The sequence below is a fragment of the Lentzea terrae genome, from assembly GCF_003265345.1.
GTDB lineage: Bacteria > Actinomycetota > Actinomycetes > Mycobacteriales > Pseudonocardiaceae > Lentzea > Lentzea terrae.
Map to the genome: position 1 here is coordinate 454,208 of NZ_QFWW01000020.1, position 22,305 is coordinate 476,512.

The window sequence follows — 22,305 nt, forward strand, 5'->3', positions numbered from 1 at the left end:
CTAACCCCAGCGTCGATCAACGACGCCTTCTGTCATTCTTTTGGCCAGCCTGGCGCGAATTATCGCAACTATTGTGACGCCATGGACAGACGGGCTTTTCTGGGCGCCGCACTGCTCGCCGCAGCGGGCAGCACCGTCGGCGCATCGACCGCAGTCGCGGCCTCACAGGTGTTCAACCGCGGCATTCCCGGCGACGCGCATGCGAAACTGGTGGAGCTCGCACCTCGCGGCGTAACGACCTTCGCGTTCACCCCGGCAGGCGGCTGGGTCGTCGTGACGGCCCTGGGTGACTGCGCTTCTCGCGACCTTCCTGCCGAATGTCTCGCCAAGCTCAACGAATTCGTCGCGAACGGGCATAGAATTCATTGCGTGGCCTTCCCACCGGCCGGTGGGAACAGTTGGGTGATCACCACCGACTGGGGCCTGTACGCCCGGAACATCCCGCCGGAGTGCTACAGCAAACTGGTCGAGCAGTACAACGCGGGAAACCCGGTCGTGCACGTCGGGTTCCCGCCGGCGGGCGGTAACAGCTGGGTGGTGCTCGGCGCGAACGGTTACTTCTTCGCCCGCAACATCGACGACGAGTGCTATCAGATGATGCGCAATCTCACCCAGGGCGGGCGCAAGGTCACCAGGGTGGCCTTCCCGAACACCGGCGGCTGGGCGGTCATCGCGCAGGACGAGTTCCACACGCGCAAGATCGACGACGAGTGCTATCTGCAGATGAACAACTTCTCGTTGCGCGGCTACGAGGTGCACAACATCGCTTTCGCTCCTTTCAACAACGGCTGGTCGCTCGTTTCCCGCGGCGCTCCGCCCCCGTTGCCGTTCGACCACGTCCGCCACATCGAGAACACCGTGGGCGGCGGGAACATCTGGCAGCGCATGGCCGCCTACAACACACCGGGCGTGGCGATCGGCGTCACGATCAAGTACCGGCCGGCCTGGTCGACCGGCTACGGCTGGCTCGAGGCGGGCTCGGCGGCGGCCACCCACCCGGAGAGCGTCTTCCAGGCCGCGTCGATCAGCAAGGCCGTCGCGACGATGGGCGTCCTGCGGCTCCTGCAGACGCACAAGATCCCGGAGACCGACGACATCCGGCCCTACCTCGGCTGGAACCTGCCGGTCCGGCCGTGCCTCACCGCGTACAAGCCTCCGGCGATCGCCAACGTGCTCACGCACACGGCGGGCATCACCGGGCACGGCAACACCTTCCCGGTCACGAACTGCTCCGGCTTCACCGGCGACGGCGGTGGCTATGCGGGCTACGGTCCCGGTGTCACGGTGCCGACGCTGCTCCAGGTGATGAACGGACAGCCGCCCGCCACCGGCCCGCGGATCGAGATCAGCTCGGGGAGCCGGGACCGGTACTACTCCGGCGCGGGCTTCGTCCTGCTGCAACGCATGATCGAGCAGCAGTCCGGGCAGACCCTGTCGGCCTACATGGCCGGCGAGATCTTCGCCCGGCTCGGGATGTCGCACAGCACCTACGACCTCTACCCGAGCTGGGAGCTCGCGTCCGGGCACGAGACGACGGGCGCGGTCATCCCGGGCAAGCGCTTCCGGTATCCGGAGGGCGCCGCGGCCGGGCTCTACACCGACGTGCTCGACCTGTGCCGCCTCGTCGGCCACATCAACCTCGCCTGGGCCTCGCCCGGCGACGTCGCGGGCGCCCCGCTGACCAAGGAGTCGGTGAAGCGCATGCTCACGCCGGGGCCGTCGAGCACCATGGGCAGGGGCTGGAACCTCGACAAGATCGGCACTTCGGCGTTCTCCTACTACCACTTCGGGGACAACCGCGGCTTCACGACCGAGGTGCGCGGGTTCCCGCAACTGGGCACCGGCTACGCGATCCTGGCCAACGGCGACAATCGCCGCAGCCTGGTGAACGAGATCGCGGCGGCCATTCGCACGGCTTACGGCTGGACGTGACGTCAGGCCGGCGTCCGGTGCTCCTCGGCCCACGGCACCAGCTTGCGCTCGGCGTAACCCAAGCCGTAGAACAGCCCGACACTGATCACCGCGAGCAGCGCCATCGCCGCGAAGGCCTGCGAGGTGTTCGCGCTGCTGCCGGACTGGGAGATCACGAAGCCCAGTCCGGCACTGGCGCCGACGAACTCGCCGATCACCGCCCCGATGACGGCCAGCGTGATCGACACCTTCAGCCCGACGAAGATCTGCGGCAACGCGTGCCGCAGGCGCAGCTTGAAGAACTCGTGGTGGCGCGCGGCATCCAGCGACCGGAACAGCTCGACCAGCTCGGTCGGCGTGGACTTCATCCCGGACGCGGTCGAGATGACGATGGGGAAGATGCACACCAGCACCACCATGAGCACCTTCGACTCGATGCCGAACCCGAACCACACCACCACGAGCGGCGCGATGGCGACCTTCGGCACGGCGTTGAGCGCCACCAGCAACGGGTAGAACATCCGCTCCAGGACCTGCGAGCTGACGATCAGCAACGCGATCGGCACACCGACCACAATGGACAGACCGAAGCCGGCGACCGCCTCCCACAGCGTGACCAGGGTCTGTTCCAGCAGATAGCCGGGCAGCTCCAGGAACGCCAGCACGACGTCCGCCGGTGACGGCACGAGGAACGCGTCGATCCCGAAGACGATCGTCGCGAGCCACCAGAGCCCGATGATCGCCAGCAGGCCCAGCACCGGGAGCACCACCTTCACGCCGTCACCTCGCTCAACAGGCCGCGCAGCTTCCGGCTCACCTCGTCCAGCTCGGGCTGCCCCAGAGCGCGCGGCCGGGGCAGGCCGACGTCGACGATCTGGTGGATCCGGCCGGGCCGCGGACTGAGCACGACGATCCGGTCGGCGAGCAGCACCGCCTCGTCGATGGAGTGCGTGACGAACACCACCGCGCGCGGCAGCTCCAGCTGGATCCGTTGCAGCTCTTCGGAAAGCTCGGTGCGGGTGATCGCGTCCAGCGCCGAGAACGGCTCGTCCATCAGCATGACCCGCGGGCTCTGGATCAGCGACCGGCACAGCGACACGCGCTGCTGCATGCCGCCGGACAGCTCGTGCGGCAACCGTTTCTCGAAGCCGCCGAGCCCGACGAGGTCCAGCAGCTCGTGCGCGCGGTCCCGGTGACCGCCGAGGCCGAAGATCTCGATCGGCAGCAGCACGTTCGCCAGCACCGACCGCCACGGCAGCAACGCCGGCCGTTGGAACATGACCGAGACGTCGCGCCGCGGCTTGGTCACTTCCTCGCCCGCCACCACGATCCGGCCTTCCGACGGCGTCAGCAGCCCGGCGACGAGCCGCAGCAACGTGGACTTGCCGCAGCCCGACCGTCCGATCACCGCGACGAACTCGTGCTCCTCCACCTCCAGGTCGATCCCGGCCAGTGCGTGAACGCCGCCGAAGCGGTGCGAGACCCCGCGCAGGGTGATCACTTCGGGGCCAGCGCGAAGGAGGCCAGGTCGTCGGGACGCACCGAGCCGTCCGGGATCGCGCCCGCGTCCACGAGCGTGCGGATGATCTTCTCGACCCGCGGCTGGGTCAGCTCGCCCACCCGGCCGGCGAACCCGGACGGCTGCACGTACGGGGCCATGAGCGAGACCTCCGCACTGGCCACGCCCGCGTCCTGGGTCGGCTGGTACTTCTTGAGGATCGGGCCGACCTCGTCCGGGTGCTCGATCGCGTACGTCAGGCCCCTGAGCAACGCTTCGCTGAACCGCTTCACCAGTCCCGGCTTCTGCGCGGCCGTGTCCTTGGACGCCACCAGCGCGTTGCCGTAGAGGTCGGGAACCAGGTCGCCGTACGGCAGGACGACGACCTTCCTGCCCTTGGCCGCGGCTTCGATCAGCGGCTTGCCGACGACGAACTGCCCGATCCCGTCGACCTGGCCGGCCGCCAGCAGCTGCGGCAGCGCGGGCGGGGCGGACGGCACGAACTGGACCCGCGCGGGGTCGATGCCCGCCGCCTTGGCGTAGACGGGGAACATCACCTGGTTCGTCGAACCCGGCTGGTCGCCGATCTTCTTGCCGACGAGGTCGGCGGGCGTGCCGATCCCGCTGCCCTCCAGCGCGACGATGGCGGCGAGCGACCGCTGCTGGACGGCCGCGACGGTGGTGACCGGCAGTTTCTCCTTGGCAACGGTGATGGCGGTGGCGGTGAAGTCCGCGATGCCGAAGTCCGCGCGACCTCCGGCGACCAGCTTCAGCACGTCGACACTGCCGGTGCCCGGTGTGATCGTGACGTCGAGGCCGGCCTGGTCGAAGAAGCCCTTCTCCTGTGCCACGTACACGTAGGCGTCCCGGCCGAACGTGCTGAACGACGTCAGGTAGTTGACGTCGATCCTCTCGTACTCCACTGATTTCGGTGCTGGACCGCAACCGGCCAGCACGACCGCGAGCACGGCGAATGCAAACGCTTTCCTCATGATCCCCTCCCCCGAAGGCGCCCTTCTGGTCGAACATAGAGGTCGGGGAGGACGGATGAACACGACCAATCTGCCCGTGGCCGTCATCGGCGAGCTGGATCGGGCTTCCGGCGTGTCCGTCGTTTGGACTCGGTTGCAGGAGGTCTGCCTTGAGGGGTGACGTGGTGCGCTCACCGTCCGGTGAGGAGATCGTGCTGGTCGACGTCGGCCAGCGCGTGCTCCACGACGACCCGGTCGTGCGGGTGTGGGAGGTCCAGCTCGAACCCGGCGAGACCCACCAGTGGCACCTGCACCACAACCCGTACGTGGTGCTCAGCATCGACGGCTCGGAAGGCCGCATGGACTGGCTCGACGGCAGCGAGCCGCGCTTCCTCTCGGAGCACCGCGGCGGCTGGGTCTACCGCCCCGTCTCGCCGGTGCACCGGCTGACGAACATCGGGACGTCCTGCTACCGCAACCGGCTCGTCGAGCTGAAGGACCTCGGCGAGAACTTGCCCTCACCGCTGGACATCGCGGACTCCGACGTCAGCGTGCGCACCGTCGCCGACTGCACGGTGGAGCTGGACGGCCCGCACGTCCTCGCTGCGCTGGACACCGAGGACGTGCGACTCCATCCGGGCGGGCCGTGTTCTTTGCACGGCGAGTGGTTCGTCGTCGAGCTGCGCTACCTACGCTAGGAGCCCAGGAATCTCCTCGGGCTCGACGACCTGCCGGACCTCCACCGACATCTCGTCCACGCCGACGAAACAGGTGATGTACTCCTCCGCGACGGCCTTGGCCTCGGCGAGGTCCTTCGCATTGATGATCATGAACCCGCCGATGACCTCCTTCGCCTCGGCGAACGGGCCGTCGGTCGACTTGATCTCGGCACCACGCCTGCGCACGGCCGCCCCGGTGGACGGCCGGTGGACACCCTCACCGCCGAGGAACACACCGTTCGCGTCCAGCTTGTCGACGAACGCGTTCATCCGCCGATGAAGCTCCGGACTCCCCTTCCACGCCGCGTCGGCGTCCTCCGGGACCCGGTGCATCAACAGAAACCGCATGTCATCTCCTCGTGTCGACTGGCAGCGTGGAGCCGCTGCCACCCCTGCGTCGATCGACGTCACGGAGCTTTCGACATTGTGCAGCGAACTTCTTCAGCGCGATGTGACACGAGGTGGTCGGCCGTCCGCAGAGCCAGCGCGGCCATCGTGAGCGACGGGTTGGACGTGCCCAGCGACGGCATGCTGCCGCACCCCACCGCGTACAGATTGGGGTGGTCCCAGCAGCGTTGCCACTGGTCGACGACCGAGTCGTGCTTGGACGCCCCCATCACGTGGGTGCCGCCGCTGTGCCCGGCGCCCCAGTACCGCAGCGGTTCGCCGTTGTGCTCGAAGTACCGTTCCTCGTCCGGCTTGTACGACGTGTAGTCGTCGGCCTTCAGCAGCTCGAACAGCTGGTCCGACACGCGTTTCGCGGCCAGCAGACCGTCTTTGACGTAGTCGGACAGTCCGTAGTGGATGCTCGGGCGCGGGTTGCCCAGTGCGTCGCGGTCTTCGCTCAACGTGACGCGGTTCGCGGGGTCGGCTTCCTGCTCGATCTCGAACTGCAGCGTGAACTGCCGGCCGACCCGGTCCGCGACGGCCTTGCGCAGGGCATATCCCCGCAGGCCCGCCGCGACGAACTCGGCCGTGTCCGAGTCCGGACTGCCCGCCGACCAGCCCCAGCCCCAGTTGCCGAGCTCGATGCGGAACGGTGCCCGCGTGGCGCGTTCCGGGCCGGCGCGGAAGGCGTCGATGCTCGTGGTCGACCCCGGCCCGCGGAACGGGCCGATCGGTTGCGGCATCAACGCCCACGTCAGCAGTGCCGGGTGGTCCATCAGGTTGCGGCCGACCTGGTCGCTGCTGTTCGCCAGGCCGGACATGAGCAGCAGCTTGGCGTTCTCGATGGCGTGCGCGGCCAGGACGACGACGTCCGCCTCGACCTCGTGGCGGGTGTGTCTGCCGGTCGTGTCGTCTTCGTAGCGTTGATAACTGACCTTGGTGACGCGTCCGAACTCGTCGGCGTGGAGCCGGTTCACCACGCATCTGGTGCGCAGCTCGATGTGGGGCGACCAGCGTTTCTGGGTGCGGCGCGGCGTGTACTTGGCGTTCTCCGGGCACACCGGCACGCAGCTCGCGTAGCCGGCACAGAGGTGCCCATCGGGCCGGTAGCCGCTGACCGGGACTCCGTTGCGCGCCTGCGGTGTGCCGGTGATCAGCAGCTCGCGCCCGTCGATGCGCTGTCCGTCCACAACGGACGCGACGGCGTGGTCCAGGTACGTGCGGGGCAAGGCGTGCATGGGGTAGGCGTACCCGTCCGCGACCGGCACGTGCTGACGTTGCTCGTCGGCGTCGGCCGCGACCCCGATCTCCCACTCCGCCGCGCGGTAGTAGGGCTCCAGGTCGTCGTACGAGATGGGCCAGTTGCGCCCGCGCCCGAGGTCGGCGGTGCGGAAGTCCTCGGGGTGCATGCGGGGCGTGATCCCGGTCCAGACGGTGCCGGTGCCGCCGTTCATCCGCAGGTAGGGGCTCGAGTAGGCGAACGGCCCGGTGTTGATCAGGTAGTCGCTCGACGGCGCGGCGACCGTGGTCCGGTAGGGCGCGAGCGGTGACTTCACGAGCGCGGTCCGGAACCTGTGCACGGCCTCGTCGTGGCCGGTCTCGGTTCCCGCCTCCAGCACCGTGACGCGGAACCCGTTGTCCCCCAGCACTTTCGCGATCAGCGAGCCGGCGAACCCAGCGCCGACGACCACGGCCTTCATCAGACGCTTCTTCTGGGTCTGTGCTCCCAGCTGCCGAAACCGGGCGCTCCGGTACCCGGCGGCGCGACCCCGACGGCCTTCCACGCCAGCCCTTCGGCGTAGGCGCGGGCGCTCGGGATCTGCCCGCGCCAGACCCCGGTGTACCAGAGCTGGATGAGCTCTGCGTCCGTCGCGTCCTGTGCCAGCTCTGCGTACTGCTCGACCAGTCCGGTCGACCTCAGCTCCTCCGCCGAGAACCCGGTCAGCTCGGCGGACAACTCCACGAAGGCGTCCATTGCGCCATCCTGGGCGGAGGCTCTGTCTTGCGCCAAACGATCTGAGCAAGGCTCACCCGCGTGGCGCAACCTCCATCTCGCCGAGCAACGACCAGTCGTCCTGCTCCAGCACGGCGTTCACGATCTTCGGCGTCTCCTGCAGGTGCGGCGGCAACTCGGCCTGCGCGACCTTGAAGTGCGCGGACTGCACGTGCGCCGCGCCCGCGTCGCCGTCCCGGAACGCCTCGACGAGCACGTACTCGGTCGTGTCGTCGATGCTTCGCGACCAGTCGAACCACAGGCAGCCCGGCTCGGCGCGGGTGGCCTCGGTGAAGGCGCGGGAGATCTCCGGCCAGGTGTCCGCGTACTCGGGCAGGATCCGGAACTTGGCGGTGATGAAGATCAAGACGGCCTCCGCGTGGTCAGTGGGCGCGTGCTCGCAGCCGAGCCTAGTCGCGCGGGACCAGCGAGCCGTCCGCAGACCACTCGGTGAAACCGAACGACCACGAGCCCGAATGCTGCTGCCGATGGGGTTGTTCCGCAGCCGGGTGTTCACGGTGTCGGGCATCCTGACGACGGCTACCGGTTCACCAACCTCGGCGCGGACGTGTTCACGCAGCTCGTGCACGCGTGGCGGCGCTGGCTGCTCGACCAGCTCGAGGACTGGCACGAGCCGGACCACCGCGACTTCGCGCAGGCGCTCGACTCGTTCACCGACGAGCTGATCGAGAGCGGCCGGCAGATGAGCCGGGTCTAGGCCCGGCTTCTCAATGCCGACGCCTCGGTGACCCTGCCCTGTTCCTCGTACAGTTCCAGCGCCCGTGCCCACTGCTCGCGTGCCTCGGCTTCGGAACCGGCGGCGGCCAGCACGTCGCCGAGGTGCTCCAGCACGGTCGCCTGCTCGGCGGAATTGTCCAGCTCCCGGTACACCGCCAGCGCCTCGCGGTAGTGCGTGACGGCGTCGGCGTGCCGGCCGTCGTGGTGGGCGATGTGGGCAAGACTGTCCAAAGTGGCCGCCGCACCCTCCGCGTGGCCGAGCTTGTTGTTGAGCAGCATGGCTTCCTCGCAGAACTCGCGTGCCTCGGCGTAGCGGCCGAGGCACGCGTACCGCCAGCCGACGTCGTTCAACGACTCGGCCTCGCGGATCTCCGCACCCGCGGCGCGGAACTTCGCCAACGCCAGCAGCGAGTGCTCCAGTGCCTGTTCCAGGTCGTCCTCGAACTCGGCCGCCCACGCCATCGCCCGATGCGCGGCCCCGTGCGCCGCGTGGTCGTCCGTCTGCGCGAACAGCTCCAGGCTGCGTTCGAAGTGCCGGTGCCCCAACGACGACTCGCCCAGCTCGACGTAGTCGGCGCCCAGGCACATGTGCGCGGTCGCCTGCTTGGTCTCGTCCCCCAACGCCTCGGCGGCCCGCAACGCCCCCAGCCACGCGTCGACGTCGTCGGACGTGCGCCCGCGCCGGAGGTGGTAGTTGTTCAGCGTGCGGCCGATCATCCACGCCACGTCGAAAGCCCTGCGCTCCAACGCCTGGCGCTGCTCCGTCATCAGGCAGGCGTGCTCGGCGTCGAACCACGCCATCGCGACGGCACTGCTCTCGAAGGCGAGTGCGTGGCTGCTTTCGTGCTCCGGCAACGATTTGTGCGGCTCCAGCGTCATCGCCGCCGCCCGTGCCGTGGCCGCGTAGAAGTCGGCCAGCCGTGAGCCGGCAGCAACAGCGAGATCTGCCGCATACAGCCCGACCAGGTCGTGCATCCGGTACCGGCCGGGCACGTGCTGCTGCACCAGGTGCGCGTTCTCCAGCTCTCGCAACACCATCCGTGTCCGTGCGACGGGCCGGTCGACCAGTGCCGCGGCAGCCGCGAGCGACACGTCCGCAGTGCCGACGGTGCCGAGCAGCCCGAACGCCCGCGCCGCCTCGTCCGACAGCGCGGCCACGGACCACGAGAACACCGCGCGCAGGTTCGTGCCGATCTCGCCGGTGTCCAGTGCGTCGAGCGGCTGCTCCCGGAGCTCCTCCGCGAACGCCACGAGCGGGAAGTCCGGCTCCATCGCGGCACGTGCGGCGACGATCGACAACGCCAGCGGCAACCCGCCGCACCAGGTCACCAGGTCCGTGACCACCGAGGGTTCGGCCGCGACGCGTACGGCGCCGAGCCGTGCCTCCAGGAACGCTCGCGCCTCGGCCGCGGGCAGCACGTCCAGCGACACCGACCGGGCACCGTGCGCGGCCACCAGCCCTGCCAGCTTGAGCCGGCTGGTGACCAGCACGGTCGCGTCGGAGCCCGGCAGCAGTGGCACGACCTGCTCGGTGGAGCGGGCGTTGTCGAGCACCACCAGCATCCGCTTGCCCGCCAGGAGACTGCGGTAGCGGGCCGCCCGCGCGTCCAGGCCGGCGGGAATCGTCTGCTCCCCCAACAACTCCAGGAACTCGCGCAGCACCTGCTCCGGCGGCGTCGGCTCGGCGGACGGGTCGAAGCCGCGCAGGTTCACGTACAGCTGGCCGTCCGGGAACTCGCTGACGTGCTGATGCGCCCAGTGCAGCGCCAACGCCGTCTTGCCGATGCCGCCCGTGCCGCCGATGGCCGTGATCACGACGGTGCCCGACGGGTCGAGCGCCGCCAGTTCCTCCGCGCGGCCGGTGAACCACGGGTGCGGCGCGGGCAGCTGCCGCGGGCCGTGCCGTTCCGGCATCGGTTTGCCCGCCAGGATGCGCTGGTGCAGGTCCTGCAGCGGTGCGCTCGGGTCGGCGCCGAGCTCGTCGGCGAGCCGGCGGCGCACGGTGTCGTAGTGCCGCAACGCTTCCGCGTTGTTGCCCGACCGGTGCAGCGCCTGCATCAGTTGCGCGGCAAGGCGTTCGTCGTGGGGCCGTTCGTCGGCCGCCTGCCGCAGCGACGGCAGCAGCTCCAGGTATCGCCCGTCCGCGAGCGCCACGTCGTTGCGATTCAGCTCGGCCGCGACGCGTTCGGCGTGCAGGCTTTCCCGCAGCGCGTCGAACCACGGCGACTCGAGCCCCTCCAGCGCCTGCCCGCGCCACAGCCCGAGCGCCTCGTCGAGCGCGCCCTGCCGCACGAGTGCGCGGAAGCGGAACAGATCGACCTGCGATGGATCTGTGCTGAGCAGGTAACCGGCCGGCGAGCGCTCGATGTCCAGTCCGAGCAGCTTGCGCAGCTTCGACACGTACCCGTAGAGCGTGTCACGGGCTCTGAGCGGCGCGCGCTCGCCCCAAACGCGGTCGAGCAGCCGGTCGACCGGTACCGGCCTCCCCTCCTCCACCAGCAGCGCTACCAGCACAGATCGTTGCCGGACGTGGCCGATGTCGACCACCTCGCCCCGGTCGCGCACCTCCACGGCACCGAGCAGCCCGAACTCCAAAGTCACCTCTCAAGTGCGGATTCAAGGTTCATCCTAGGTTCGTCCTTGACCAAACGGGCAACGTTTGCCAACGCGGGCCGCACGGCTCGTGGGACATCTACTTGGAAGGCCCCGGAACTTCCGGCAGCCCAGCCACCGGGGCCTTCCACCATCAGTCCAGCGAAAGATCACCCGACCAGACCAGGGCGCACCCGATCCTCCACATGCGACCCTGGAAGCGATGAGCCACACGCGAATCGGGTCGTTCAACGTGGAGAACATGTTCGAGCGCCCCAAAGTGATGGGCCGCAACGCAACCAAGCACGCGGCCCCGGTCCTGGCCGCCCACGCCCGGTTCAACGAGCTGATCGCTCTGGAGACCTACACGCCCGAGGTCAAGGAAGAGCTCCGCGAAAACCTGGCAACGCTGGAGTTGCTGCGAAGTGACCGCAGCAAGTACGCGATCCTGCGGCGCATCCGCGGCCGGTTCCTCGCCCGCCACAAGACCGGCGAAACCTCAGTCGTCGCAAGCGGTCGCGAGTCCTGGGTCGGCTGGGTCGAGCTCACCACCGAACCGATCAGCGAGCTCGCCACCCGCCACACCGCCCAGGTGATGCGCGACGTCGGCGCCCACGTCCTCGGCGTGGTCGAGGCCGAGTCGCGCGAGCTCCTGCACATGTTCTCCGCCAGCATGCTCAAGAGCGTCGGCTGGACGCCGTACGAACAGGTCCACCTCATCGACGGCAACGACGAGCGCGGCATCAACGTGGGCCTGCTGACGCGCGACGCCCACGAGGTCATCACCATCCGCACGCACGTGTACGCGCGCGACACCTCGGGCGTGATCTTCTCCCGCGACTGCGCCGAGTACCACGTGCGCACCCCGCACGGCCCCGAGGTCGTCGTGCTGGTGAACCACCTGAAGTCCAAGGGCTACGGCGCTCCCGGCGACCCCATCGGCGCCCGCCGCCGGTTCCGCCAGGCGGTCCGCATCGCCCGCATCGTGAACCGCCTGCGCGACGAGGGCCACGAGTACATCGCCGTCGTCGGCGACCTCAACGACACCGCGGACAGCGAGGCGTTGAGGCCGTTGTTCCAGCGCACCGGGTTGCGCGACATCAGCGAGCACCCCGACTTCGAGTGGGACCACCGGTTCGGCACCTATCGCGGTGTCAACGAGAAGGGCAAGATCGACTACGTGCTGCTCACGCCGGAACTGTTCGCCAAGGCGGTCGGCGGCGGGGTGTTCCGCAAAGGTGTTTGGCGGGGGCCGCGCACCAAGAACCGTTGGGACGTCTACGAAACCATGACCGATGAGGTGCATGCGGCGAGCGACCACGCGGCGATCTACGCGGACATCGACTGGACGACCTAAACGACCTCCACCGTCACCTCGACGACGTCGCCCGGCCCGATGTCGTTCTTCTTCCGCACCGCCGCCTTGATCGGCAGCACGTAGCAGCCGGACTGCTTGTCCGGGAACACCGACGTCGACCACGACGAAGCACCCACTCCCACGCGCACCTTCACGGAGCCGAACCCGGCACCGGGCGTGGCCAGTTCCCTGATTTGCTCCGAAACGTCTTCCGGCAGCGTCACGAAAGTCCACGTGTCCATGCGTCGGGCATCCCACAGCCACAATTCGGCGTCGAAGACGAACATGGCTCCACTTTATGGGACCAAACAGGTGATGTGTCCACCGTCGCATCACGTATTGGCATCCACATCTTGAATGCCACCTTAGGTTAGCTTTACCTTGTCGACGCCCGTTCTGCCCTGGGGGTGAGTCGAGGAGGACCGCTGGTGAGGCGTCGTGCACGCACCGTGACGCTGGTGGCAGCACTGCTGGCGTCGACGGTGACCGCCTGCAGTTCTGCCAACGACCTGATCATTTACTCCGGCCGCAACGAACAATTGGTCGGGGCCCTCCTGGACCAGCTCGAAGACGCCGTCGGAATCGACGTCGAGGTCCGTTACGGCGGTAGCGGAGAAATGGCCGCGCAGCTGCTCGAAGAAGGCCAGGGCACCGAGGCGGACGTGTTCTTCTCGCAGGACGCCGGCGCGCTGGGTGCGGTCGGGGCGCAGGGCCGGCTCGCCGAGCTGCCCGCGGATGTGCTCGGCATGGTGCCGCAGAACTACCAGGCGCGCGACAAGCGGTGGGTGGCGACGAGTGCGCGAGCTCGCGTGATCGCCTACGACCCCCGTGTGGTCGAGGAGAGCGCGTTGCCCAAGACGATCGAGGAGGTCGTCGACCCGAAGTGGAAGGGCAAGGTCGGGTACGCGCCCACCAACGGGTCGTGGCAGGCGTTCGTGACGTCGGTGCGCGTGCTCAAGGGTGAGGACTTCGCCAAGGACTGGCTGAAGAAGTTCGCCGCCAACGAGCCCAAGCGGTTCGACAACAACATCAACATCCTGAAGGCGGTCGACGACGGTCAGCTCCCCTTTGGACTGATCAACCACTACTACTGGTACGCGTCGGCCGCGGAGAAGGGTGCGGCCAACATGAAGGCCAAGCTGCACCGCGTCGGCGGAGGTGATCCGCTCTCGCTGGTCAACGTGGCCGGGGTCGGGGTCATCCAGGGCAGCAACCAGAGCGAGGCCGCGCAGAAGGCCGTGCGGTTCCTGCTGTCCGAGCAGGCGCAGCGGCACTTCGCCGACGTGACCGCCGAGTACCCGGCCAATCCTGGTGTGAAGTCGAGCAAGCACCAGCTGCCGCCGATCACGGACCTGCAGGCGCCCGACATCGACCTCTCCAAGCTGTCGTCGCTGCAGGAGACGGTGAAGCTGTTGCAGGAAGCGGGGTTGTCCTGAGGCCCGCCCACCGGGCCGCACCTGTTCTGACCACACTCGCGCTGTTCACCGCCGCGGTAGCCGTGCTGCCGCTGGCCTACCTGGCCGTGCGTTCGTTCGAACGCGGCGGGGGCGTCGTGTGGGACGTGCTGGCGCGGACCCGGACCGCGGAACTGGCACTGCGGAGCCTGTCGCTCGCGGTGGCGGTGACGGCCGCGTGCCTGGTCCTGGGCGTGCTCAGCGCGTGGCTCGTGGTGCGCTCGGACCTGCCGGGACGCCGGGTCTTCGGGGTTTTGCTGGTGCTGCCGCTGGCGGTGCCCTCGTACGTCGCCGGGTTCACCTGGATCTCCGTGGCACCGGACCTCACCGGGTTCGCGGGTGCGTTCGTGGTGCTGACGCTGGTGTCGTACCCGTACGTGCTGCTGCCGGTCGCCGCGGCGTTGCGCACGGCCGATCCGGCGGTGGAGGAGGTCGCGCGCTCGCTCGGTCGCACGGGCCGTCAGGTGTTCTTCTCCGTGACGTTGCGGCAGATCCGGCCCGCCGCGCTCGCCGGTGGGCTGCTGGTGGCGTTGTACGTGCTGAGCGACTTCGGTGCGGTGTCGCTGATGCGGTACGAGGCGTTCACGCTCGGCATCTACACGAGCTACCGGGCGACGTTCGACCGCACACCCGCGGCGGTGCTCGGGCTGGTCCTGGTGGTGCTCGCGATCGCGTTGACGGTCGGCGAACGACGGGCGCGTGGCGTGGTCGCGCATCGCGGCCGTCGTCAGCCGTTGACGGTGTCGTTGGGACGCGCACGGATGCCGGCGTTGGCGGGCGCGGTGTCGTTGATCCTGCTGACGCTCGGGGTGCCGGTGGTCAGCCTGGTGTGGTGGCTCGTGGAGGGCACGTCGACGTTCTCCGTGACCGATGTGCTGGCGACGACCGGGAACACCGTCGCGGTGTCGGCGTTCGGGGCGTTGCTGACGTTGCTGCTGGCGCTGCCCGTGGGGATCCTGGCCGCGCGGCACCAGGGCCGGCTCGTACGAGGGGTCGAGCTCGCCGGGTTCGCGGGGCACGCGCTGCCGGGCATCACCGTCGGGCTGGCCCTGGTGTTCTTCGGCATCCGGTTCGCTCCGGCGCTCTACCAGACGATGCCGATGCTGGCGTTCGCGTACGCGGTGCTGTTCCTGCCGTTGGCGGTCGGGGCAGTCCGCACGGGTGTGGCGCATGCGCCGCCGGTGTTGGAGGAAGTGTCGCGGTCGCTCGGGCACGGTCGGTTCACCACAGGCTTGCGGGTGACCGTGCCGCTGGCCGCGCCGGGGATTCTCGCGGGCACGGCGCTGGTCTTCCTGACCTGCGCCAAGGAGTTGCCGGCGACGTTGCTGCTGCGGCCGACCGGGATGGACACCCTGGCGACCGAACTGTGGACGCGCACCGAGGTCGCCGCTTATGCCGCGGCGGCACCGTACGCGGCCGTTCTGCTCGTCGTGGCCGCGATTCCGGCTGTCCTGCTGGACCGGTTCTTGGGAGGTGAGCGGTGAGCGGCTTGACCGTCAAGCGACTGGTCGCGGGCTACGGCGGCGATCCTGTGCTGCGCGAGGTCGACTTCGAGGTGCCGGAGGGCGGGCTGCTCGCCGTGCTGGGGCCGTCCGGGTGCGGCAAGACGACGTTGCTGCGGGTGCTGGCCGGGTTCCACCCCGTGTCCTCAGGCGAAGTGTGGCTGGGCGGGAAGCAGCTGACCGCCGAGGTGCCGCCGGAGCAGCGCGGGATCGGGATCGTGCCGCAGGAAGGCGCGCTGTTCCCGCATCTGACCGTCGCGGGCAACGTCGGGTTCGGGCTGCGTCGAGGCGACCGTGCCGCGCGGGTCGAGGAGCTGCTCGAACTGGTGGGGCTGGCGGGGTTCGGTGCGCGGATGCCCGGTGAGCTGTCCGGCGGGCAGGCGCAGCGGGTGGCGTTGGCACGTGCTTTGGCGCCACGACCGGGAGTTGTGCTGCTCGACGAACCGTTTTCGGCGCTGGACGCCGGTTTGCGCGAGGAGCTCCGGGCGGACGTGCGCGCGACGTTGAAGGCGGCGGGTGCGACGGCGTTGCTCGTGACGCACGACCAGGAAGAGGCGCTGGGGATCGCGGACCACGTGGTGGTGCTGCGGGATGGTGCCGTGGCGCAGTTCGCACGCCCGCAGACGATCTACGCCTCGCCGGCCGATCTCGGGGTGGCGTTGTTCGTGGGCGAGGCGGTGACGTTCGCCGGAGTCGCCCGGTCCGGGCTGGTGTCGACGCCGCTCGGGGAGTTGCGGACGTCCGGTGACGGACCTGGCACGGTGCTGTTGCGGCCGGAACAGCTGATCATCGGTGCTGCCGGTGTTCCGTCCGCTGTGGATGACGTGCTGTTCCACGGGCACGACGCGACTGTGCTGTTGCGGCTCGCGGACGGCACTCAGGTGCGGTCGCGGGTGCAGGGCAAGATCTCGGTGCGGGCCGGGGACTCCGTGTCGGTGTCGGTCGACGGACCTGCGTTGTTCTTCGGGGACACACCGTGACGGCCACCGCGGACCTCGGGTTCGCTGATCGGCTCGGCGTGTTCGGCGACCAGCTCGCGCTGGTCACCCCGTCCGGCTCGCTGACTTACCGCGAGCTGGACGACCTGGTGTCCGCTGCCGGCGCCCGGCTCGGCACGACGCGGCGGCTGGTGTTGCTGGCGGCATCGAACGACGTCGACTCGCTCGTCGCCTACCTGGCGGCGCTGCGCGGCCGGCACCCGGTCATCCTCTGCGCTGCCGCTCAGGTGCCGGCGCTGACCGCGGTGTACGACCCGGACGTCGTGATCTCGGACTCGTGGACGGAGGTTCACGAGGGCACGGTGCACACGTTGCACCCCGAGCTGGCGTTGCTGCTGTCGACGTCCGGCACGACCGGGTCGCCGAAGCTGGTGCGGCTGTCCGCGGACAACCTCGCCGCGAACGCCGCCTCCATCGGCTCGTACCTGGACATCCGTCCGTCCGACCGCGCCATCACGTCGTTGCCGTTGCACTACTGCTACGGCCTGTCCATCGTGAACAGCAACCTCGCGCGCGGCGCTGCTCTCGTGCTGACCGGGCGTTCGGTGATCGAGCCGGAGTTCTGGGACCTCGTGCGCTCTCACGGCGTGACGAGCCTGCACGGCGTGCCACACACGTTCGGACTGCTGGACGGCATCCGCTTTGCGGACATGGACCTGCCATCACTGCGCTATGTCACGCAGGCGGGCGGACGGCTCGCTCCTGCTGATGTGGTCCGCTACGCCTCGTTGGGCGCAGTTCGTGGCTGGCAGTTCTTCGTGATGTACGGCCAGACCGAAGCCACCGCGCGCATGGCCTACCTACCGCCGTCGATGGCCGCGTCGCACCCGTCCGCGATCGGTGTCGCGATCCCCGGCGGCAAGCTGCGCCTCGACGACGGCGAGCTCGTCTACAGCGGTCCCAACGTCATGCTCGGCTATGCGTCGTCTGCCTCGGATCTGACTTTGGGCCGCACGACGTTCGAGCTGCGCACCGGCGATCTCGGTTCCTTCGAGGATGGCGTCTTCTCGGTGACCGGGCGCAAGAACCGGTTCGTGAAGCCGTTCGGACTGCGCGTCGATCTCGACCAGGTGGAACGCTCTCTTGCCGCCGATGGTGTCCGCGTCGCCTGCACTGGCGACGACGACGGCTTGGTCGTCGCCGTACTCGGCTCTCCTGACCGCGCAGTCCGGCTGATCTGCTCGTTGACCGGCCTTCCCGCCCCCGCTGTCCGCGCCTACTCCGTGACGTCAATCCCGTTGCTGTCCAACGGAAAAGTCGACTATCGGGCCGTCGCGGCACCACCTGATCGTTCGTCGGCGTCTGTGCGTGAGGTGTTCTCCACGGTCCTCGGCGTGCGCTCGGTACCGTCCGACGCGACGTTCAACTCGTTGGGCGGCGACTCGCTGCGCTACGTGCAGATGACCGTGCAGCTGCAACGGTTGCTGGGCGACCTGCCGCCGTCGTGGCCGACCATGCCGGTGTCTTCTTTGGAAGAGCTTCGCGGAAGCCGTTCCGGCGTGCCGATGATCGACACCACGATCGTGCTGCGAGCGTTGTCGATCCTGCTGATCGTCGGCTCGCACGTGAGCTTCTTCCAACTCCTCGGCGGCGCGCACCTGCTGCTCGTGGTCGCGGGCTGGAACCTGGCGAGGTTCCTGCTGCCCGCGCACCCGTTGCGCATCCTGCGGGCCACGGCGTCGATCGCGATCCCGACCTCGCTGTGGCTGGTCTACCGGATGGCGGTCACCGACGACGTGACGCTCGACAACGTCCTGATGGTCAACAGCTTCACCCGCGTGGGCGCCGGCGGCTACTGGTTCATCGAGGTCCTCGTGCACGTGCTCCTGTTGTGCGCCTTGATCTTCGCCGTTCCGTTCGCGCGCCGCTGGGAACAACGGCACAGCTACGCGTTCGCGCTGGCCTTCCTGGGCGTGACCCTCGCGCTGCACTTCACCGTCGAGGGCGACTTCTTCGCCCGCAACATGACAACGCTGGGCGCCGCGTGGTTCATCGCGCTCGGCTGGCTGGCCCACCGCTCTCCCGCGCTGTGGCAGAAGTGCCTCGTCGTGGTGATCACACTCGCGATGATCCCCGGCCAGCTGGAGATCCTCTCCCGCGAGATCATCGTGATCGCGGGCCTGGTCCTGCTCCTCACCCTGTCCCGAGTGCCGGTGCCGCGCAGCCTGCTGACCCCGGTCAGCCTGGTGGCCAGCGCGTCGCTCGCCGTCTACCTGACGCACTACGCCGTGTTTCCGCAGCTGCAGCCCCACGTTCCGACGGGCATCGTGTGGGTCGTGTGCATCGCCTTGGGTTGCGCGGTGTGGGCCGGCATCGACCGGGTGCGGCTCAAAGTGGTGCGCTGACGTCGAGGTGCTGGTCGAGCCGACGTCAACTGTGAAGCATCGGTGCCGGATTGACTGACGATCCGGGCACCTGCAACGGTGCAGTCCTGGGGGTTCTGGGGGTTCGAGTCGGCGTGCACACGTCCGTTGAGTGCACGCTTCTTCTCCGTGCGGTCAACGGCGATCGCGCGGTTCACTCCGGTGTCTCCTGACCTTGTGTCCACATTGGTTGGGGGTTTCTGTGGGACGAAGAATGCTCTTGAGCGCTGGGCTGGCAGTGGCGCTGGGGGTGTCGCTGCTGACCGGCACGATCGCGCAGGCTGCGCCGGGGATGTGTGATCGCGATCCGCGCAACCCGGTTGCGCAGATGTGTGCGACGACTTCAGCGCACATGTACGGATCGTTCACCGCCTTCATCTTTCCCGTGGTGTCGCACAGCACGTCGTCTGCTGGAAACGCTTACAACGCAACGCGTGTCTTCACCGACGACGTCGACATGTCGACCAGCTACGAGACGGGCCTCGAGGTCGGCTGGGGCAGCCCGACCGGGGCGACGACGTACCGCGCCTACTGGGTGGACTACACGGGCGGCTACAACTACCACCCCATCGGCGACTTCGTGAACACTCCGGACAGCCGGCAGCACAACTTCATGTCACTGCCGCACTGCGACGGGTGCCGGTCCAGGGACATCTTCTACGACTTCAACTTCGCGGGAACGACCAAGGACGGTGTGAACGTCGCGTCGCACCACGTCGTGACGGGCTGGGAGCTGAGCTCCGACTCGTACAACGACATCGCGTTCGCTCGTACGACGAACCGGGTCCAATGGCTCAACGGAAACCTGACGTGGGAACGGTTCTCGCCGGCGGAGGTCAAGACGCGGGCACCCAACGGCGACTGCTCGATCGGCTCGGACCCCGCCTACTGCTGGCGGTTCGACACCAGCGTCACGCAGGACGGAGCAGGTTCGGTCGCGGCGTGGGAAGTGACCAAGTCACCCGTGCAGACGGCCAGGACCGGCTCGGTGCAGCCGGTGCCGCAGCACACCAGGGGCACGGTCGACCAGAACCGGCTTCAGGAGTGCATCGCGAACGACGCCTCGCAGTGCATGGACACCGTTCCCGGCCTGCGTGACTGTGTGCGGCAACGGCTGGTGTGCAACGAATCTGCGGCGATCGAGTCCGCTACCCGCATGCGGACGGCAGCGTTGACGGCGCAGGACGCCCGCACCGCGGCGGTGGACTTCCTCGTGGCGCGCAAAGCTTTGGCAGGCACTGCCGAGACCGTTTCCGTGCAGGAGACCGAGGCGACTCTGACGGTGACGATCAAGGGCGCGGTCAGTGAGTTCACCGGCGACCACCGCTCGTTCCAGCGTGCCGATCTGGAGTTCGACCGCGCGAGCCATCAGCTGTTGTCCGTTCGCATGAGCTGAGTCCCCGTCACGAACCAGCCGGCTCACTCGACGTGGGCCGGCCGCTGAAACTTGCCTCGAGGAGCCCGCAAGTGTTGAGAAAACTGTTGGCGACCGCGGCCGTCGCCGCGAGCCTGCTCGCAACCACCGGCCAATCGGCGTTGGCCGCAACCGAAACAACCGCAGCACCAACCGTGGCCCAACTGCAAGCCGAGCCCGATCTCAGGCAGGAGTGCGCGAACCGCGCCGACGAGGCCGCGCGGGTCAACGGCTGGACTCGCAGCCCGTTCGAGTACTGCCACCACACGCGCGAGGAAACCAACCTCTACGCGACCAACGGTGCGTACCTCGGTTTCTTCAACTTCGACCTGTGGACACTGGGTTTCGCCTACGACGGCAGCCGGCGGGTCGACTACGTGACCACCATCGAGAACCTCGCACTGGCCAGCCAGCTCAACCACGAGCTGACGTGGTTGACGGTCAACTACGACAGCTGCACCGGCATGGCCGACGTCAGCTGTTCGAGCCCGCGCGAGCGATCCGCCGCGAGCAACGACTGGTACACCCGCCCGAGGATGGACACCTACACCGTCACCTCTCCCGACACGGCCGGCTCTGGCCCGTTCACGACCGCCACTCACACGACGCGGCTGAACTTCACCGTCGAGTACCGCGACGGCCGGACACACCCGTATGACGAGTGGTCGACCGCCGTGGCCCACGTCCGGTTCGACAGCGCCGGCTCGGCGCTGGGCAACGGCAAGCACAAGGGCACGGTCTTCACCGACCACGTCCCGACGCTCGACCTGCCGCTGAGCGACGCCGGCATCGACGAGGAAGCCCGCCACGTCAACGACGCGCAGAACCACCCGGAGCGGACCTTCCCGAGCCGGGTGGGCAAAGCCGTGCCCGGCAAGACCACGCCGCTGCACCGGCTGATGAACAGCTCGGAAATCGACAAGAACCACACGGCGTCCGTGAGCATCTGCCGAAACGTGTGGGGTCCGGAATACACGTCCGGCGGCCAGGACTGCGACGAGTATCCGTTCAAGTCCACCTACGAGGGTTCCTGGAAGTCGACGAACAACCAGCCGTTCCAGTGGAACGGTTCTGCCCGGCCGATCGACGCGGGCGACAACCAGCGAGGCGGCACGAAACTCGCCGGCTTCTACGGCGAGAAACGAATCCTGGACAACGACCCGTTCTACGTGCGGGTCACGAGCTAGTGGCGTGGCCCAGAACGACGGCCGGGTAATTCACGCTCAGCAGGGCACCTCGCGGCACGATGCACCCGTCTGACCGCGAATTCGCCTGGCAACGTTCTGGGCCACGCCACTAGGCTCTTCGGCGAACACGGGCTTGTCCGGACTTTCCGCGGAATGTCCGGACAAGCCCGAGCCGGGTGGGCGACGAGGAGACGCGGTGCCGGAACTGCTCGGTCAGCACGAGCTGATCACCGTGCCCAGCTATCGGCTGATCACCGTCCGGGATCAGGACTGCGACGCCGGCGTGGGTGTTGACGAGGCGATCGTTCGAGCCGGCACGGCCGTGGTGGCCTCAACCGATTACGAGCTGGTCATCAGCTGCGCACAGGACCTCCTGCCGGTGTCGGTACGGCTCGAGGCGTGGTCCTCGCAACCCGCGGAAACCGATGAACCGGACTGGTCGACGCCACAGGTCTTCGAGCTCGAATGCCCGACCGGCCTGCTCGTGATCGGCTCCCCCACTGGCGAGGCGACCGAAACGAACCTGCCGGCGGGCCCGGGAATCTATGCGCTCAGCGTCGTCCACCAGGCGCGCGAACAGGCTCTTGCGGCGCGGCAGGACGTCCTTGAGCACGAGGACATCACCGGCCGCGTATTCGCCCTCGTCGAGGCACAACCGGGCGGTTTCGAACGGTATCGGATCCGAATGTGGCTGACGGGCCCGCTGCCCGACGACGAGGACGAGGACGAGGACGAACAGGAGCGGGTGTGACCGACGACGTGGCCAGCCAAGTGATCAAGGCTGAGCAGGATCGGATCCGATGTCTCCTCGACGTGGATCGCGGCACCTTCGACCGCTTGCACACCGAGGAGTACCGGTTGTGCAACCCGACCGGCACCGTGTGGACGAAGGCCGAATACCTGGATCTCCTCACCACCGGGCGGGTCGCCTACCGGGAACTGGAGCTGACCGGCGACGTGGACGCCATCGTCGGCACCGACGTCGTCGTCCTCCGCTACCGGTGTTTCATCGAACTCACCGTCGACGGCGCGGACATCCCGCGGCACGAGGCCTGGCACACCGACGTCTACACCAATGCCGGCGGCACGTGGCGTTGTGCCTGGTCGCAAGCCACCGGCGTCATGGACCTTCCGTCGGCCGCACCCTGACCCAGCGCGAGTGCCACCGGGGTTTCCGACAGGTTCGACCAGGGTATCCGCGTCATCCACAGCAGCGACCGG

The 22,305-nt window shown here is 68.4% G+C and carries 21 protein-coding genes; 12 read left to right on the forward strand and 9 right to left on the reverse strand.

Features of this window, described 5'->3' with window-relative positions; translation table 11 throughout:
• Positions 1 to 81: 81 nt before the first annotated feature.
• Positions 82 to 1,932, forward strand: coding sequence for a serine hydrolase domain-containing protein (locus DI276_RS24070; protein WP_157984900.1), 1,851 nt, complete (start codon positions 82 to 84; stop codon positions 1,930 to 1,932).
• Between the two features lie 2 nt (positions 1,933 to 1,934).
• Here the strand turns inward: DI276_RS24070 and DI276_RS24075 are convergent, their stop codons facing one another.
• The 3 genes from DI276_RS24075 to DI276_RS24085 are packed head-to-tail and all read right to left on the reverse strand — an operon-like array spanning position 1,935 to position 4,401.
• A complete protein-coding gene (locus DI276_RS24075) occupies positions 1,935 to 2,687 on the reverse strand; it encodes an ABC transporter permease (protein WP_112267029.1) in 753 nt (250 codons plus the stop codon).
• Positions 2,684 to 3,412 (reverse strand): ABC transporter ATP-binding protein, encoded by a 729-nt coding sequence (locus DI276_RS24080; protein ID WP_112267031.1) that lies wholly within the window; start codon positions 3,410 to 3,412, stop codon positions 2,684 to 2,686. The genes DI276_RS24075 and DI276_RS24080 overlap by 4 nt, the downstream gene beginning before the upstream one ends.
• Positions 3,409 to 4,401 (reverse strand): ABC transporter substrate-binding protein, encoded by a 993-nt coding sequence (locus tag DI276_RS24085; protein WP_112267033.1) that lies wholly within the window; start codon positions 4,399 to 4,401, stop codon positions 3,409 to 3,411. Before DI276_RS24085 ends, DI276_RS24080 begins: the two co-directional genes overlap by 4 nt.
• Before the next feature lie 149 nt (positions 4,402 to 4,550).
• Between DI276_RS24085 and DI276_RS51200 the strand changes: the two genes are divergently transcribed.
• On the forward strand, positions 4,551 to 5,078 hold the full coding sequence (locus DI276_RS51200; protein WP_198680853.1) for a hypothetical protein: 528 nt from the start codon (positions 4,551 to 4,553) through the stop codon (positions 5,076 to 5,078).
• Here the strand turns inward: DI276_RS51200 and DI276_RS24095 are convergent.
• Genes DI276_RS24095 through DI276_RS24110 form a run of 4 tightly spaced genes read right to left on the reverse strand, consistent with a single transcriptional unit; the run spans position 5,070 to position 7,846 of the window.
• The gene (locus DI276_RS24095) at positions 5,070 to 5,447 is read right to left on the reverse strand and encodes a YciI family protein (protein ID WP_112267035.1); all 378 of its coding nucleotides are present in this window, start codon (positions 5,445 to 5,447) and stop codon (positions 5,070 to 5,072) included. The genes DI276_RS51200 and DI276_RS24095 overlap by 9 nt on opposite strands.
• 59 nt (positions 5,448 to 5,506) lie before the next feature.
• Positions 5,507 to 7,186 carry a GMC family oxidoreductase gene (locus DI276_RS24100; protein ID WP_112267037.1) on the reverse strand — a complete coding sequence of 560 codons (1,680 nt, stop codon included), beginning with the start codon at positions 7,184 to 7,186 and terminating at the stop codon, positions 5,507 to 5,509.
• On the reverse strand, positions 7,186 to 7,461 hold the full coding sequence (locus tag DI276_RS24105) for a hypothetical protein (protein WP_112267039.1): 276 nt from the start codon (positions 7,459 to 7,461) through the stop codon (positions 7,186 to 7,188). Before DI276_RS24105 ends, DI276_RS24100 begins: the two co-directional genes overlap by 1 nt.
• 52 nt (positions 7,462 to 7,513) lie before the next feature.
• On the reverse strand, positions 7,514 to 7,846 hold the full coding sequence (locus DI276_RS24110; RefSeq protein WP_112267681.1) for a putative quinol monooxygenase: 333 nt from the start codon (positions 7,844 to 7,846) through the stop codon (positions 7,514 to 7,516).
• Positions 7,847 to 8,047: 201 nt separating this feature from the next.
• Between DI276_RS24110 and DI276_RS50165 the strand changes: the two genes are divergently transcribed.
• Positions 8,048 to 8,197, forward strand: coding sequence for a hypothetical protein (locus tag DI276_RS50165; RefSeq protein ID WP_157984901.1), 150 nt, complete (start codon positions 8,048 to 8,050; stop codon positions 8,195 to 8,197).
• Here the strand turns inward: DI276_RS50165 and DI276_RS24115 are convergent.
• On the reverse strand, positions 8,194 to 10,818 hold the full coding sequence (locus DI276_RS24115) for an AfsR/SARP family transcriptional regulator (protein WP_112267049.1): 2,625 nt from the start codon (positions 10,816 to 10,818) through the stop codon (positions 8,194 to 8,196). The two genes, DI276_RS50165 and DI276_RS24115, sit on opposite strands and share 4 nt — an antisense overlap.
• Positions 10,819 to 11,032: 214 nt before the next feature.
• Between DI276_RS24115 and DI276_RS24120 the strand changes: the two genes are divergently transcribed.
• The gene (locus tag DI276_RS24120; protein WP_112267051.1) at positions 11,033 to 12,166 is read left to right on the forward strand and encodes an endonuclease/exonuclease/phosphatase family protein; all 1,134 of its coding nucleotides are present in this window, start codon (positions 11,033 to 11,035) and stop codon (positions 12,164 to 12,166) included.
• Here the strand turns inward: DI276_RS24120 and DI276_RS24125 are convergent.
• On the reverse strand, positions 12,163 to 12,453 hold the full coding sequence (locus DI276_RS24125; RefSeq protein ID WP_112267053.1) for a DUF1905 domain-containing protein: 291 nt from the start codon (positions 12,451 to 12,453) through the stop codon (positions 12,163 to 12,165). The genes DI276_RS24120 and DI276_RS24125 overlap by 4 nt on opposite strands.
• A gap of 141 nt (positions 12,454 to 12,594) precedes the next feature.
• On the opposite strand from DI276_RS24125, the gene DI276_RS24130 reads away from it, so the two are divergent.
• The 8 genes from DI276_RS24130 to DI276_RS24165 all read left to right on the forward strand — a co-directional run bounded on the left by DI276_RS24130 (position 12,595) and on the right by DI276_RS24165 (position 22,233).
• Positions 12,595 to 13,602 (forward strand): iron ABC transporter substrate-binding protein, encoded by a 1,008-nt coding sequence (locus tag DI276_RS24130; RefSeq protein ID WP_232836868.1) that lies wholly within the window; start codon positions 12,595 to 12,597, stop codon positions 13,600 to 13,602.
• Positions 13,603 to 13,664: 62 nt separating this feature from the next.
• The gene (locus DI276_RS24135; RefSeq protein ID WP_112267055.1) at positions 13,665 to 15,104 is read left to right on the forward strand and encodes an ABC transporter permease; all 1,440 of its coding nucleotides are present in this window, start codon (positions 13,665 to 13,667) and stop codon (positions 15,102 to 15,104) included.
• Positions 15,101 to 16,102 (forward strand): ABC transporter ATP-binding protein, encoded by a 1,002-nt coding sequence (locus DI276_RS24140; RefSeq protein ID WP_112267057.1) that lies wholly within the window; start codon positions 15,101 to 15,103, stop codon positions 16,100 to 16,102. The genes DI276_RS24135 and DI276_RS24140 overlap by 4 nt, the downstream gene beginning before the upstream one ends.
• Positions 16,099 to 18,465, forward strand: coding sequence for an AMP-binding protein (locus DI276_RS24145; protein WP_112267059.1), 2,367 nt, complete (start codon positions 16,099 to 16,101; stop codon positions 18,463 to 18,465). Before DI276_RS24140 ends, DI276_RS24145 begins: the two co-directional genes overlap by 4 nt.
• A gap of 232 nt (positions 18,466 to 18,697) precedes the next feature.
• Positions 18,698 to 19,879, forward strand: coding sequence for a hypothetical protein (locus tag DI276_RS24150; RefSeq protein WP_157984902.1), 1,182 nt, complete (start codon positions 18,698 to 18,700; stop codon positions 19,877 to 19,879).
• Positions 19,880 to 19,950: 71 nt separating this feature from the next.
• Complete coding sequence (locus tag DI276_RS24155; protein WP_232836869.1) at positions 19,951 to 21,084, forward strand: NucA/NucB deoxyribonuclease domain-containing protein; 1,134 nt, start codon at positions 19,951 to 19,953, stop codon at positions 21,082 to 21,084.
• A 196-nt stretch (positions 21,085 to 21,280) separates the two neighbouring features.
• Positions 21,281 to 21,835: a hypothetical protein gene (locus DI276_RS24160; RefSeq protein ID WP_112267063.1), complete on the forward strand. Its 555-nt coding sequence runs from the start codon at positions 21,281 to 21,283 to the stop codon at positions 21,833 to 21,835.
• Positions 21,832 to 22,233 carry a nuclear transport factor 2 family protein gene (locus DI276_RS24165; RefSeq protein WP_112267065.1) on the forward strand — a complete coding sequence of 134 codons (402 nt, stop codon included), beginning with the start codon at positions 21,832 to 21,834 and terminating at the stop codon, positions 22,231 to 22,233. Before DI276_RS24160 ends, DI276_RS24165 begins: the two co-directional genes overlap by 4 nt.
• Positions 22,234 to 22,305 lie beyond the last annotated feature (72 nt).